The organism is Paenibacillus silagei, assembly GCF_017874735.1.
GTDB classification, from domain to species: Bacteria; Bacillota; Bacilli; order Paenibacillales; family Paenibacillaceae; genus Paenibacillus_AQ; species Paenibacillus_AQ silagei.
The window spans coordinates 347811-362204 of sequence record NZ_JAGGLV010000001.1; the positions used below are offsets into that span (position 1 = coordinate 347811).

The 14394-nt window shown below is 55.9% G+C and carries 15 protein-coding genes; 4 read left to right on the forward strand and 11 right to left on the reverse strand.

The annotated features are described in order from the left end of the window. Positions 1-136: 136 nt before the first annotated feature. From J2Z70_RS01390 to J2Z70_RS01420, 7 genes are all read right to left on the reverse strand, one after another. The gene (locus tag J2Z70_RS01390; RefSeq protein ID WP_036728173.1) at positions 137-496 is read right to left on the reverse strand and encodes a FlxA-like family protein; all 360 of its coding nucleotides are present in this window, start codon (positions 494-496) and stop codon (positions 137-139) included. 85 nt (positions 497-581) lie between these two features. Then, positions 582-1448, reverse strand: a complete 867-nt coding sequence (locus J2Z70_RS01395; protein WP_036728171.1) for a DMT family transporter — start codon at positions 1446-1448, stop codon at positions 582-584. Next, complete coding sequence (locus tag J2Z70_RS01400; RefSeq protein ID WP_425355091.1) at positions 1445-2674, reverse strand: multidrug effflux MFS transporter; 1230 nt, start codon at positions 2672-2674, stop codon at positions 1445-1447. Before J2Z70_RS01400 ends, J2Z70_RS01395 begins: the two co-directional genes overlap by 4 nt. Positions 2675-3370: 696 nt before the next feature. After that, on the reverse strand, positions 3371-3988 hold the full coding sequence (locus J2Z70_RS01405; RefSeq protein WP_209868634.1) for an alpha/beta hydrolase: 618 nt from the start codon (positions 3986-3988) through the stop codon (positions 3371-3373). Continuing rightward, positions 3985-4935 carry a ring-cleaving dioxygenase gene (locus tag J2Z70_RS01410; RefSeq protein ID WP_209868636.1) on the reverse strand — a complete coding sequence of 317 codons (951 nt, stop codon included), beginning with the start codon at positions 4933-4935 and terminating at the stop codon, positions 3985-3987. Before J2Z70_RS01410 ends, J2Z70_RS01405 begins: the two co-directional genes overlap by 4 nt. 41 nt (positions 4936-4976) lie before the next feature. After that, positions 4977-5378 carry a DoxX family protein gene (locus J2Z70_RS01415; protein ID WP_209868637.1) on the reverse strand — a complete coding sequence of 134 codons (402 nt, stop codon included), beginning with the start codon at positions 5376-5378 and terminating at the stop codon, positions 4977-4979. Between the two features lie 146 nt (positions 5379-5524). Continuing rightward, positions 5525-5998 carry a MarR family winged helix-turn-helix transcriptional regulator gene (locus J2Z70_RS01420; RefSeq protein WP_209868639.1) on the reverse strand — a complete coding sequence of 158 codons (474 nt, stop codon included), beginning with the start codon at positions 5996-5998 and terminating at the stop codon, positions 5525-5527. Positions 5999-6595: 597 nt separating this feature from the next. Here J2Z70_RS01420 and J2Z70_RS01425 point away from each other — a divergent pair. The 4 genes from J2Z70_RS01425 to J2Z70_RS01440 all read left to right on the forward strand — a co-directional run bounded on the left by J2Z70_RS01425 (position 6596) and on the right by J2Z70_RS01440 (position 9882). Next, complete coding sequence (locus J2Z70_RS01425) at positions 6596-7303, forward strand: futalosine hydrolase (protein ID WP_209868640.1); 708 nt, start codon at positions 6596-6598, stop codon at positions 7301-7303. Continuing rightward, the gene (locus J2Z70_RS01430; protein WP_209868642.1) at positions 7303-8154 is read left to right on the forward strand and encodes a 1,4-dihydroxy-6-naphtoate synthase; all 852 of its coding nucleotides are present in this window, start codon (positions 7303-7305) and stop codon (positions 8152-8154) included. The genes J2Z70_RS01425 and J2Z70_RS01430 overlap by 1 nt, the downstream gene beginning before the upstream one ends. Before the next feature lie 95 nt (positions 8155-8249). Continuing rightward, positions 8250-9074 carry a class I SAM-dependent methyltransferase gene (locus J2Z70_RS01435; protein ID WP_209868643.1) on the forward strand — a complete coding sequence of 275 codons (825 nt, stop codon included), beginning with the start codon at positions 8250-8252 and terminating at the stop codon, positions 9072-9074. A 211-nt stretch (positions 9075-9285) separates the two neighbouring features. Continuing rightward, complete coding sequence (locus tag J2Z70_RS01440; RefSeq protein ID WP_342547855.1) at positions 9286-9882, forward strand: Brix domain-containing protein; 597 nt, start codon at positions 9286-9288, stop codon at positions 9880-9882. Positions 9883-10359: 477 nt separating this feature from the next. Here the strand turns inward: J2Z70_RS01440 and J2Z70_RS01445 are convergent, their stop codons facing one another. Genes J2Z70_RS01445 through J2Z70_RS01460 form a run of 4 tightly spaced genes read right to left on the reverse strand, consistent with a single transcriptional unit; the run spans position 10360 to position 14192 of the window. Next, the gene (locus tag J2Z70_RS01445) at positions 10360-11433 is read right to left on the reverse strand and encodes an ABC transporter substrate-binding protein (RefSeq protein WP_209868645.1); all 1074 of its coding nucleotides are present in this window, start codon (positions 11431-11433) and stop codon (positions 10360-10362) included. After that, the gene (locus J2Z70_RS01450) at positions 11430-12257 is read right to left on the reverse strand and encodes an ABC transporter permease (protein WP_076074941.1); all 828 of its coding nucleotides are present in this window, start codon (positions 12255-12257) and stop codon (positions 11430-11432) included. Before J2Z70_RS01450 ends, J2Z70_RS01445 begins: the two co-directional genes overlap by 4 nt. Before the next feature lie 14 nt (positions 12258-12271). Beyond that, entirely contained in the window at positions 12272-13078 is an 807-nt protein-coding gene (locus tag J2Z70_RS01455) for an ABC transporter permease (RefSeq protein ID WP_209868647.1), read from the reverse strand. Beyond that, positions 13068-14192, reverse strand: a complete 1125-nt coding sequence (locus tag J2Z70_RS01460; protein WP_209868649.1) for an ABC transporter ATP-binding protein — start codon at positions 14190-14192, stop codon at positions 13068-13070. Before J2Z70_RS01460 ends, J2Z70_RS01455 begins: the two co-directional genes overlap by 11 nt. Positions 14193-14394: the final 202 nt, after the last annotated feature.

The window sequence follows — 14394 nt, forward strand, 5'->3', positions numbered from 1 at the left end:
CTATATTTTAAAAGCACCCGGACTGCGGTTAGTCCGGGTGCTTTTATCATCGTACCAAGGGTTGTCATCCCCTAACGGAGAGCCTGTCACCATGGCAATGGCGGCTCCCTTCAGAGACATGCTGTTCTCGCTCAGGCTATACTCGGATGTCGAATCTCCCTGCGCTGTCGGTGGTTGCGTTAGCAATCTCCTGAACGGATGCTGCTGTCAGCTTATGGTTACCGGCAGGCTTGTCCGGAGGCGCAGCAGCGCTCTGGGCAGAAGCGGAGCTGCCCGCAGCCTGTGACTTCTGGGTAATTTGTGCTTCGATTTGCTTGATCTGCTGTTCTAGCTGCTTGGTTTTGGTTTCTTTGGCTTGCTCGCTGTCCTTGCTTGCGCTTACTTTCTCAAGCTCAGCTTCCAGCTTCGCCTTCTGCTTCTCAAGTGCAGCGGTATCGCTGGCGCTGGAGGATGTATAAGATACAGATGATGAAGCGGCAACGGATGAGACATTCATGGGTGTCCCTCCTTTCACCTCTTCAATATATCCCTTTTCTCTACAATGAACGTTAAAATGCGCTGAAAGTTTGCTGAATATCCCTTCAACCCTTCCTGGCCCTCCGGTTCACCAGCATAACGCTCAGCAGGATGATGACCAGCCCGGCGATGGTATTGGCATAGACCTGCTCCTGCAGGAAGATTACGCCCCACAACAGGCCAAATACAGGCACGAGGAAGGTAACACTAACGGTCTTGACCGGGCCGATATTGGCAATCAACCGGAAATACAGCAGATACGCCACTGAGGTGCAGATCAGCGAGAGGCCGAGGACAGAATATACAGCGGCGGAAGAAGGCAGATGATCCGGGGCAAAAATCACCGCCAGCGGCAGCAGCACCACACTTGCGCCCAGCTGTTGTCCCGCAGCAAGCGCCAGCGGAGTGAGACCGGAGCCTACGCGTGATGCGTATAATCCTCCGAACGCATAGCAGAGCGCGGCTCCAAGAGAGTAACCTACGGATAAAAGAACCGTGCCGGTCAGCGGGAGCGGACTCCAGCCGACCAGCACACCCACACCTACCAGGCCTATGATCAGCCCGGCTGATTTGGCCGCCCCCGGCTTCTCCTTCCGGGTACCCCACGCCGCCAGTGCCGCGAACATCGGAGTTGTAGCATTCAGAATCGCCGCCAGGGAGGCGCTCAGATGCAGCTCAGCCATACAGATCAGCGTGAACGGAAGCGCCGCGTTAACCGCACCGAGCAGCAGGAAAGATCTCCAGTGCTTCAGGAGGCCCAGCCTGCGCCGGGTCAGCAGCGCATAGAGCAGCAGAGCAGCTCCGGCAATCGTAACGCGCAGCTCTGTCGTGAAGACCGGACCGAGCTCCGGCGAGGCAATCCGCATGAACAGGAAGGAAGCCCCCCAGGCAAAAGCAAGCAGCAACAGGGTAGCAAAGTCCTTGCGGCTCACAGCTTAACCTCTCTTCTGCACAGCAGCAGATAGGACAGAACCGACAGGAGGCCCGCTCCCGCGATGACCAGCGCCATCGGCAGGGCCGAGCCGCTGCCGCCAAGTCCGACCAGCGGAGCCGCGCAGCTCCCCAGCAGCAAGGGAAGCAGACCCAGAAGCGCAGAGGCGCTGCCAGCGGTCTCCCCCTGATCCTGCATCGCCAGCGAGAAGCTGGTCGTACCCACAAGACCTACACTTGCAACCACAGCGAACAGACAGATTAGGATCGGCAGCAGCCCGCCATCGGCGAGGAGGGTAATCAGCAGCAGAATACCTCCAGAGGTACTGAGCAGAAGGCCGCAGATCAGCAGCTTACGCTCACCCACTCTGGCCGACATCCGCCCGGCAATCTGCCCGGTCAGAATAATGCCGAGGCCATTCACGGCGAAAATCAGGCTGTACATTTGCGGGGATACCCCATAAATCGTCTGCAGAACAAAGGATGATCCCGAGATATAAGCGAACATGCCTGCCATAACAAAGCCCTGGGAGAGCGCGTAGCCCATGAATCCGGCATTGCCGAGCAGGATGCGGAAGGTACGCAGGGTCCCTCTGAGCCCGCTGCGGATACGCCGTTCCTTAGGCAGAGTCTCCGGCAGCCGCAACAGGATGACCGCCGCGAAGAGCAGCCCGCATACGAACAAGACGATAAATACCCCCTTCCAGTCCGTCACTCTCAGCAGTTGCCCCCCGATGACCGGCGCTGCAATCGGACCCAGTCCGTTGACAATCATCAGCAGCGAGAAGAACTTGGTTAATTCCGAGCCGCTGTACATATCGCGGACCGCCGCACGGGAGATTACCACCCCTACCGATCCGGCCAGGCCTTGAATGAAGCGCAGCACAATCAGCAGTCCGATGGACGGGCTGAACGCACAGAGCAGCGAGGATACCGCATAGATCATCATTCCGAACAACAGCGGAATCCGGCGCCCATGCACATCACTGAGCGGTCCGGCCACAAGCTGGCCCGAAGCCAGTCCCAGCAGGAAGAAGGTCAGGGTAAGTTGAACCATGGCGGGACTGGTATCGAAATAGAGACCAAGAGCAGGCAGGGCAGGCAGATACATATCAATCGACAGGGGACCAATGGTAGCGATGGCTCCCAGAATCACGGCAAGCTGCAGCCGCTGGCTTCTGGACGGCCCGCCCTCAGCCAGGCTTGTCACCGAATTTTGCTTCATCATGAACAGGATACATCCTTTCTTGCCCGTAACCTTTAGTAAGACGGCAGTGCCATTTATGTTCAGGTCCGTTAATATATTTCTCCATACTACCGATTACCGCCGGAATGTTCAATGAATTTCTAGTTGGAGGGAAAGTGCGGCAGCGGGTGGCCGGTGAAATTAGGGGGACTGATGCAGAGGGTGCAGATGAGTAGGTGCTGTCTGATAAAATCGGGTTTGATAGGCGGCTTGATTGGTGTGGCTTAGGAGGAGTGGCTCGGCAGGCCTGCATGGAAATCCTGCAGAAAATACAACAATGTTGCTCAAGTCGGGCGGCTTATCAGCAAATCCTGCACGAAATGCAACATTCGCAGTCCTAACTTGCCCCAAATCGCCAGAATTCCTGCAAAAGATGCAACAATGCGCCAGAGCCAGTAACAAATTTAGAAAAGTCCTGCACGAAGTGCAACAATGCAGCTAGATAGGCGCGGCCTGCGCGCAAATCCTGCACGAAGTGCAACATTCGCAGCCCGCACACCCCCAACTCTGCCCATTGTGTTCGGTTTTTCGCTTACATCCTGTCCGTCCCCTACCCACCGCCAGCACACAATAGACGATAAGCATCAATTCAAGTGCAACAAAAAACCGCCTGCCGTAGCCGCCAATCCTCTCGGTGATCGGCAGGCCCGCAGGCGGTTATCTCGGGTGGTGCTGTTGTTACTCCTCAGAATCTGTAAGAGCGGCCAGCCAATCTCTTGCCGCCTCCGCCTCGGCGGCGCTCAGGCGGTGCCCCTGATGGCCCCAGTGCGAGGTAACCTCTGCCCCGGCGCCGCTTAACAGTGCTTCCAGCTCCCGGGTCTCCTCGGAGCGGATAATCGGATCATTGGTCCCTGCCCCGATAAAGACCGGAACCCCTTGCAGCGAAGGAATCGCCAGGCCGCGCAGCGGAACCATCGGATGCAGCAGCACTGCCGCCCGGAAGAGGGCTCCGTAATGGAAGAGCAGGCTGCCTGCGATGTTCGCACCGTTGGAATAGCCGACAGCCACCAGATTACCGGCATCGAAGCCATATTTTGCAGCCGCTTCCTCCAGGAACTGCTTCACCTCATGGGTGCGGAAGATCAGATCCTCCTCATCGAAAATCCCCTCCGCCAGCCGCCGGAAAAAGCGGGGCATGCCATTCTCCAGTACGTTGCCGCGGATGCCCAGCACAGAGGCTCCGGGTGCCAGCAGCTCTGCCAGCGGCAGCAGATCACGCTCGTTGCCGCCTGTGCCGTGGAATAAAACCAGTGTTGGCTGGGTTAGGTCCGTACCTTGCTCAAATACATGAATCATACCGGCTTCACCTCCAGTTCACGGATTTCAAACGGGCTTAGATTCGCTTCAATCGCCGCACGCTGCGGCTCAAACCAAGCCGGAAGCATCAGCTTCTGCCCCAGCGCCTCAGGTGCTTCATCACGGGCAAAGCCCGGAGGATCGGTTGCAATCTCGAACAGAATTCCGCCTTCTTCCCGGAAGTAGATGGCATTGAAGTACTGGCGGTCCTGCACCGGAGTCGGCTGGTAGCCGTGACTCTGAACCCGGCGTCCCCACTCCAGCTGCTCTTTGTCATCTGCGGCCCGCCAAGCAATATGGTGAACGGTACCTGTACCGCCGCCGCCCTGCGGAACCGGAGTGGCCTTCAGATCAATAATATTGCCGATATTGCCTGAAGCTCTGTAGCGGATGTAGCCGTCCCCTTCAGCGATACGCTCCATTCCCAGGGTGCGGGAGAGTGTATCCGCTGTCCGGTCCGGGGCCGTGCTGTAGAGGAGAGCACCTCCGAAGCCTTTAACCGCATGCTCTACCGGAACGCCGCCGAACGACCAGGTGCTCAGCGCACCCTCTTCCCGCTCTACCAGTTCAATCCGCAGCCCATCAAAATCCGCGAAAGAGAGATACGACTCGCCAATCCGGGTAACCTTAGTCACAGGAATCTGGTAAGCGGCCAGCCGCTGCTCCCAGAATCCGAAAGAGCCGGCCGGTACAGCATAAGTGGTCACACCGACCTGTCCTCCGCCGATTCTGCCTTTGCGGCCATGAGCCCAAGGGAAGAAGGTGATGATCGTACCCGGCGCACCCTGCTCATTGCCGAAGTAGAGGTGGTAGACCTCGGGGGCGTCGAAATTGATGGTTTTTTTGACGAGCCGCAGGCCCAGAATTCCGGCATAGAAATCAGCATTACGCTGAGCGTCTCCAACAAAAGCGGTAACATGATGAATCCCTGCAGTATGCATAGTCATGAGTGAACCCTCCTGATAGTTGTGATGATGATGCGCTTATTTTAATTGAAGAATATTGCGTCTAGTGAAATCGAACCCGCGCCTGTCAGCGCTATACCTACAGCGACTACCAGCACCGTTAAAGGAAACTCAATCCCGTTCGCCGTGGACCAGAATCCGTTAGGAGCATGAACCTTCACAATGGCACCGAGCATCGTTGCCGCAATCAGCACCGCAGCCACCGGAGTCAGCAGACCCAGAGTGAACAGCAGGCCTCCGACCAGCTCCATCAGACCTGCCAGCACCGCCATACGCACGCCCGGCTTGATACCAATCGACTCCATCCAGCCGCCTGTTCCCTTCGGCCCATATCCGCCAAACCAGCCGAACAGCTTCTGTGCGCCATGCCCGATGAACACTACACCAATCACCAATCTCATCAACAATAAACCTACACTAACCATTTTAAACACTCTCCATTCTCTTGATTTTAATTATCTTAACCTTAAGATATTGGCTAAAAAAATTGCTGAGCTATTATTCTCTTCATTCATTCAGCTTGCTAACAAGCAGACAACCTTACCGCCGCTGGGCTGCTACGGACTTCCTTCTATATGCCCTTGCCCAGCTTCTTCAGCAGCAGCGTCGCCTGAGTCTTCTCTTCGCTGTCCAGTCCGCCCATCAGGCTGTGTATAGAATCGACATGCTGCGGGAAAATATCATCAAACAGCTCCCGTCCCGCCTCCGTAATCTCGGCATACGTAACACGGCGGTCATCCTCGCAAGGAACGCGCTTCAGCAGTCCCCGCTTCTCCAGCTTGTCGATATTGTAGGTGATGCTGCCGCTGGTGACCAGGATCTTCTCGCCAATCTGCTGAAGTGGAATCCGGTTTCTATGATACAGCACCTCCAGCACCATGAACTCCGCCGAGGCCAGCCCGTGACTCTTCATATCCTTCACCGCCTGATCCATCAGGCTCTTGTACGCCTTCGACAGAACGACGAACAATTTCAGCGATGCTGCCTGCTCCTGCTCCAGCGTAGTATCTGTCTCTGTTCCTGCTGTCTTATTCTTGCTGCTCATTTTGGTACACCTCCTGACCGGCTGCATTTATCTTCAAGTTAATTATCTTTAAGTTAAGATAAATATACGTTATTGGAAGCAGTCTGTCAAGCGCGGGAGGTGAATTAATTTTCATTCCGCCCGGCGCAAGGAAGGATCGCTCTATGCTGCGGTCATGTGAAGCCTAATTCTTACAAAAAAGCTAACCTCTGCGGGTAAATCCCCCCCAACCCGCGCAACAATCACCCCCTCCAACTCCCGCAATAAGCAAGTGGAAAACTGTATCTTAGTTATTCTATTTTCGTAATTTATACGGAAGCAAGTGGAAAATCTACATCTAATAGAGCTGAATTTCGCCACTTTGGGCGGATCATCCTTAATTAAGTGCCTTTTATCCAGCTACTGTTTTAGCAGGGTTTATTCGTTCATCAGCAAGTGGAGAAAATTCATCTATCTCCCGCTCCGCATATTTGATTTGTTCTCTAAAACGGCGTAGACTTTCAAAAGGTGAGTATACACCGAAGCAAACGGCTCTTAGCAAGCAACTTATCGGTTATTCCTAATACTTCAAATGAATCCTATCCTAACTTATACCAAGGCTACAAAAGGAGGCTGATTATGGAATCGAAGGATCATCATCATTCCGGGGCCGCCGCGCGCAGTGCTGCGGCGGAAGAAGCCCCCGCGCCGCGCGTGCTGATCGTGACGGCAGTCGCGGCTGAGCGCGAGGCGGTCCTGCGCGGCCTCGCCGGCAGCCGCAGGTTCGACGTCATCGCGGCGGGCGCCGGCCCCGCTGCGGCTGCGTCGGGCACCGCCGCCGCCCTGGCAGCCGGCTCGTACGGCTGCGTCGTCAGCGCCGGGATCGGCGGCGGCTTCCCGGGACGCGCACCCGTAGGCTCGCTGGTCGTCGCCAGCGAGATGCGGGACGCGGCCCTCGGCGCAGAGACGCCGGAGGGCTTCCGCAGCGCTGCCGAGCTCGGCTTCGGCAGCGTGTCCGTGCCTGCGCCGGGCGGCACGGTACAGGCCCTTGCGGCCGCGCTGGCAGCGGCCGGCCTCACGGTAAGCACGGGCACCGTGCTTACCGTGTCGACCGCGACCGGCACCGCCGGGACGGCCGCGGCTCTGGCCGCGCGCCACCCGGAGGCGGCGGCGGAAGGGATGGAAGGCCACGGGGTCGCCGTGGCCGCCCAGGCGCTGGGAATCGCGGCGCTGGAGCTGCGCGCGATCTCGAACCCGGTCGGCCCGCGCGACCGGGCCGCGTGGAAGATCAATGAAGCGCTCGACGCTCTGGCAGCGGCGGCGGCTATTTTACGGGAGGTGCTGTAATGACACAAGAGCTTCATATTGCTTATTCCCCTTGTCCTAACGATACCTTTGTCTTTCATGCCTGGGCGCATGGCCTGATTCCCGGCGCACCCAAGCTGGATGTAATGTTTGCCGATATCGATATTACGAACGGGCTTGCAGCAGACGGCGCCGGGCCTGAAGTGCTCAAGATTTCCTACGCCGCCCTTCCTTGGGTGCTGGACAGGTACAAGCTGCTCCCTTGCGGCGGTGCGCTGGGACGGGGCTGCGGCCCGCTTGTACTAACCCGCAAAGGCGCAGGCGCCATCAAACATCCGCGCGAGCTGTCCGGCCGCAGAATTGCCGTCCCGAGCGAACGCTCTACGGCATACCTGCTGTTCCGTCTTTGGGTAGCACAGCAGGTGCAGGGCGGTCCGGCCGAGATCGTCGTTATGCCTTTTGATGAGATCATGCCTGCCGTACAGAAGGGAGAGATCGATGCCGGACTCGTCATCCACGAAGCCCGCTTCACTTACCCGTCTTACAATCTCAACCTGCTGACTGACCTCGGGAGCTGGTGGGAGAGCGATACCGGCTTGCCTATTCCGCTCGGTGCGATTATTGCCCGCCGCGATCTGGACCCTGAAGCCATTGCCGGCTGGATTCGCAGCTCACTCCAGTATGCCTGGGACCATCCTCTGGACTGCCAGGAATACGTGCTAAGCCACGCCCAGGAGCTATCGCCGGAAGTGGCCAAATCGCATATTGATCTGTACGTCAATGAATTCACGATGAGCCTTGGCGAGGACGGCTATGCGGCCATCTCTGCACTGCTGAACCGGGCTGCTGCCGAAGGGCTTGTACCTGCGGTTGATCCGGCGCTTTTGCGTTAGCAGGGGGGGAGCTTCATGACCCTCCGTTCCTTTTGAACAGCAGGCATGACTAACTTATCCTACACTTAGCTACCTATAGCGAGGAGGCCCTTCCTATGATTCCTTCAGGCAACAGCAAGGCTAATATCGACCGTTTTTTGGGGTACCAAAATGACTACGACCGTTACCGGCCGGAAGCGCCGCCGATGGTGATTGAACTGCTCACCAGTTACCTGGGCCACCGTCCTGCCCATGTTGCAGATATTGGCTGCGGCACCGGCCTGTCCACCTTTCTGTGGAAGGATGCCGCCAATGCAGTGACCGGAGTGGAGCCAAACCCGGATATGCTGGGCAAGGCTCAGGACAAGCTCCGTCTTCTCGGCAGCGGAGCGGATAACCTGTCTTTTGTGCAGGGCTACTCCAACCAGCTTCCTTTCGATACGGAGAGTGTGGACATTATCACCTGCTCCCAGTCGTTCCACTGGATGGACCCGGACAGCACTCTTCAGGAAATCGCCCGTTGTCTGCGGCCCGGCGGAGTCTTTGCCGCCTATGACTGTGACTGGCCTCTGGTGCTGCATCCCGCTATTGAAGCCCGTTACAACCGGCTGATTGCGGCTTCGGATGCCATGCTTGCGGAGCTTCAGCCCGGTGCCGACCAGGCCAGCAAATGGGACAAGGAAGGTCATTTGAACCGGATTAAAGCCAGCGGACGGTTTACGTACGCGAGAGAGATTGTTTTTCACAATATGGAGTCATGCGATGCACAGCGCTATATCGGGCTGGCCCTCAGCCAGGGCGGCCTCCAGTCCCTCCTGAAGCTCAGCCCGGCCTCACTTGAACAGGATATTGCCGAATTCTCGGCAGAGGTAGAGGAGTTCTTCCAGGGCCGGACCTTGCAGGTACCGGTTAGCTACCGGATGCGGACCGCTGTGAAGTAACATTTTGCTCGCTCCACATCTAGCCAAGCCTCCAAATTTACCCTATACTTAACATCAGCGAGACGAAGAACGTCCCGGTTACCCCTTTAGGGGAAGCCGGGGCGTTTTCTATTTTCCGGAGAGGATGAGGAGCATGACTTTTGAAGAAGCACATGAACAATTTATCAGCGGACACTTGAATTGCAGACCTGAGGGGGAACGAAGAGCACGCTTGGAAAGGGGGCATCGGCATGCCGAGGTGCTGTTCCTGAAGAATGTATGGTGGCCTTTGCGGGGACATTTTACCGGACTTCACCCGGAGTATGAGGTGATGGATTGGCGGGGACGATCTTATTTCGCTGACTTTGCTTGGCTGCCCGGATACGTAAAGCTGCTGATCGAAATCAAAGGCTATGCTTCGCATGTACGTGATATGGACCGCAACAAATACTGCGGCGAGCTGAACCGCGAGACCTTCCTGTACGCCATGGGCTATCATGTGATTTCCTTCGCATACGATGATGTTGAACAGCGTCCCGAGCTCTGCATAACCTTGCTGCGGATGGTGCTGGGCAGATATCAGCCTGCGGCAACCCCAGTATCGCGCGTACAGTTGATGGAGCAGGAGGTCATCCGGTTAACCGTTCATCTAGCCCGGCCTATTCGCCCGCAGGATGTAAAGCAGCATTTCTCAATTGATTACAGAACCGCTGTCCGCACCTTGCGAAGTCTGTCTGACAAGGGCTGGCTCGTACCGGTTCCCACCAGCAATCAGGAACGAACCGCACGATATGAGTTGAAGCGCGGTGTACTGGAATATTTTAATTAGCCTTCGGCAAATAATTGGAAAAACGCATCTTAATTTCGCTATTCCCAAGGAATACTCGACAACAAGTGGAAAAACAGCAACTGCTGCTCCTGGTTTTGCCGCTATAGAACGATCTGGGGAAATTTAAGTGCTGTTTTTCCAACTCTCTCCCCCACAACCCATTAATACTTATCAGCAGGTGGACAAAATCCAACTATTTTCCGTTTCCGCAGCCACAAAAACCCGATTCCACCAACATAGATTACTCCACAAGCATCGGCAACACCGTTCTTATCCTCTATCAAACCATCAGCCGCCAGCACCCCACTTTTTCAATCCTCGTCAGTCCCCATTCCTCCACACCGTTATAGTCCCGCTCCTATCCCCTATGCAACTCCCGCCACCCACTTCCACCTTACCCCCTGGCAAGCAAAAGCCCCCCGCCTACGCAATACGCGCATGCAGGGGGCTTCTGTACTCTTCCGGCGCTTACGCCAGCTACTTCTTATTCATCTTAAACATCAGGAACAGCTCATTATAGTGGGCAAGTATCCGCTTGCCGAGGTTGTCGTAGACCTCCAGCCGGTCGGTGAGCTCGGCGGGCGGGTAGAAGCGCTCGTCACCGGAGATGTCCTCCGGCAGCAGCTTCAGGCCGGGAACGTTCGGCGTGGAATAGCCGACGTATTCCGTATTCTGGGCCGCCACATCAGGCCGCAGCATGAAGTTGATGAACTTATGCGCGCCTTCGACATTGCCGGCGGTGCGTGGGATGACCATGTTGTCGAACCATTTGTTCGAGCCTTCCTCCGGCACGACAAAGTCCAGCTTGTCGTTGTCATCCATGATCTCCGAAGCGTCGCCGGACCAGACGATACCGACCGCCGCTTCTTCGTTGGCGAGCAGCATTTTGACCTCGTCACCCACAATGGCCTTCACATTTGGGGACAGCTTGTTCAGCTTCGCGAGCGCCTCCTGCAAATGCTCCTCCTTCGTGTCATTGACGGAATAGTGCAGGCTGTTCAGCGCCATGCCCATGACCTCACGGGCTCCGTCCACGAGGAAGATATTATTCTTCAGCCGCTTGTCCCATAAGGAATTCCAGCTGCTGAAATCGATGCCCTTCGTCATCTCCGGGTTGAAGATGATCCCCACCGTCCCCCAGAAATAAGGAACCGAATACTTGTTACCGGGATCGAAGGACAGATTCATGAACTTGGAATCGATGTTGGCGAGATTCGGCAGCTTGCTGTGATCCAGCGGCAGCAGCAGATTCTCTTCCCGCATCTTGGCGATCGCGTAGTCAGACGGGATTACGACATCGAAGATCGTACCCCCCTGCTCTACCTTGGTCAGCATCGCTTCATTGGAATCGAACGTCTGGTAGATGACCGTAATCCCGGTCTCCTCCTGGAATTGCTTCAGGAGATCGGGGTCCACATAGTCGCCCCAGTTATAGATAGTCAGCGTGTTGCCGCCAGAATAGCCCTGGGCCGAGTTCAGCCGGGAGGCCAGGAACATCAGTCCGAAGGCGACGATCAGAATCGCCAGGAACGTATTGACTAGCTGCTTCATCTAGGCACCCCCGCTTCGGCCACCGGCTCGGCAATCTGTGCCGCCGGGCGGCTTTTACGCTGGTTCAGGTAGTAATAACCGATGACCAGCAGAATTGTGAAGAGGAAAATCAGCGTCGACAGCGCGTTAATCGACAGCGAGACCCCCTGACGGGCACGGGAATAGATCTCCACCGACAGGGTGGAATAGCCATTGCCCGTGACGAAGAAGGTGACTGCGAAATCATCCAGGGAATAGGTCAGGGCCATGAAGAATCCGCTGAAGATTCCCGGCTTGATGATCGGCAGAATGACTTTTGTCAGCACATCCCGGCGCGTAGCGCCGAGATCACGCGCGGCATCCGTCAGGGTCGGGCTCATCTCCTGCAGATGCGGCAGGATCATAATGACCGCAATCGGAATGCTGAACGCCACATGCGAGAGCAGCACGGAGGTGAAACCGAGCTTGATCCCGACAATCGTGAACAGGATCAGGAAGGAGGCACCGATAATGACATCCGGGCTGACAATCAGCACATTGTTCAGCGAGAGCAGCGTGTTTTTGGCCCGGCGGCTGCGGACATGATGGATCGCCAGCGCACCGATTACCGCTATGATGGTCGCAATGGCCGATGACAGAAGGGCGATGACCAGTGTGTTAATCACAATAATCATCAGCCGGGTATCGGCAACTACCTCACGGTAATAATCCAGCGTGAAGCCTTCGAACTTGTGCATCGTACCGCCGCTGTTGAACGAGTAGTACATCAGATAGAAGATCGGCGCGTACAGCACCAGGAAGACCAGCACCAGATAGATATTGGCGATGCCGTTCTTGTTCTTAATCCTGCGTCTGTTCTTCATCCGCGCACCCCCTTCCGGGAGCCGCCGGTCAGAATCATGAACAGCGCCATAATGGCGATCAGGAACACCGCAACGGTGGAGCCCATACCCCAATCCTGTGTGACCAGGAAGTGCTGCTCAATCGCGGTGCCGAGCGTAATCACCCGGTTCCCGGCAATCAGACGCGTAATCATGAACAGCGACAGCGCCGGAATGAATACCGCCATGCAGCCGGAGCGTACACCCGAGATCGTCAGCGGAAAAACCACCCGCCGGAACGTTGTCCATCCCGATGCACCCAGATCGCGCGCGGCATCCACCAGCGACAGATTCATCTCATCCAGGGCACTGAAGATCGGCAGAATCATGAATGGAATGAAAATATAGACCGACACAAACACGAAGCTGAAGCCCGTGAACAGAATCTGCTGCTCGCCCAGACCCAATAAATCAAAGAAATTATTGACCGGACCGAAGGTGCCGAAGATCCCGATGAAGGCATAAGTCTTCAGCAGCAGGTTGATCCAGGTCGGCAGAATAATCAGCAGCAGCCAGAGCTGCTTGTGCTTCGTTCGCGTCAGCAGATAAGCGGCCGGATAAGCCACCAACAGCGAGAACAGCGTAATCAGAAAAGCGTACCAGAACGAATTCAGCATCATCCGCATATAGACCGGTGTGAAGAAATTGACGTAGTTATTCAGCGTCAGCTTCCCCTCCAGATCGAACAGGGAATAGTAGACCACCAGCAGCACCGGCGCAATGACAAACAGCGCGATCCACAGGTAGTACGGAATGAGGTAATACGACTTGCCCTTAGTCATCATGGCTCTCCACCTCGGCGTAAGCCTCCAGACGCTTGTCGAACTCCTCCTCCGTTTCACCGAACCGCATAACATGGATCGCTTCCGGGTCAAAATACAGCCCGATCTCGGAGCCCACCTCCGCCTTGCGGGTGGAATGGACGAGCCATTCATGGCCGGAGCCGTCATAGCAGCTGATCTCGTAGTGAACCCCGCGGAACAGCTGCGAATCCACACGCACCTTCAGCTTGCCCGCCTCAACTGTAGCAATCTCTAGATCCTCGGGACGGATGACAATCTCCACCGCTTCATTCGGCCGCAGACCGGCATCGACACATTCGAACCGGTGACCGTTGAATTCCACTACATAGTCCTCAATCATCACACCCGGTACAATGTTCGACTCTCCGATGAAGTCAGCCACGAACCGGTTAATCGGTTCATCGTAGATATCATTAGGCGTGCCGCTCTGCTCAATCTTGCCGCCGTTCATGACGAAGATCCAGTCGGACATCGCCAGCGCCTCTTCCTGGTCATGGGTGACGAAGATGAAGGTGATGCCCAGCCGTTGCTGCATCTCCCGCAGAATATACTGCATCTCCGTACGCAGCTTCAGATCAAGCGCCGAGAGCGGCTCGTCCAGCAGCAGCACCTGCGGCTCGTTGACAATGGCGCGTGCAATGGCGACACGCTGCCTCTGCCCGCCGGACATTTCATTAATGGCCCGCTGATCATAGCCGACCAGGTTGACGAAGCGCAGCGCTTCCTGCACCTTTTGCTGAATGACATCCTTCTTCATCTTCTTGATGCGCAGTCCAAACGCCACATTCTCGAATACGTTCAGATGCGGAAACAGCGCATAGTCCTGAAATACCGTATTGACCTGCCGCTCATTGGCGGGAATGTGGTTGATAATTTTGCCGTTCAGATAGATCGAACCTTCAGTCGGCTCCGCGAAGCCGGCGATAAGACGCAGAATGGTCGTTTTTCCGCAGCCCGAAGGGCCCAGCAGCGTGTAGAATTTACCGCGTTCAATTTCGAAGCTCACGCCTTTGAGTACAGCCTCTTCGTCGTCGTATTGCTTAATCACCTGGTCAAAAGAAATAATAGTGCCTTCCGGGGTAGCTATAGCTAACAACCTCCCTTACTTATGTAGTACAACCTATTTTACCCGCTTCTTACGGGAGACAATCCGGCAGCAGCATGCTTAGCACGGATAAGCGACAATTCTTGCCTTGGTTCGACAGACTTCAATATATATAGCATAAATGAATCCTGCAATATATGCGATAGCTTACATTGTGAAATCGCGCACAAAAACTTAACAAGTTCGTAAAATC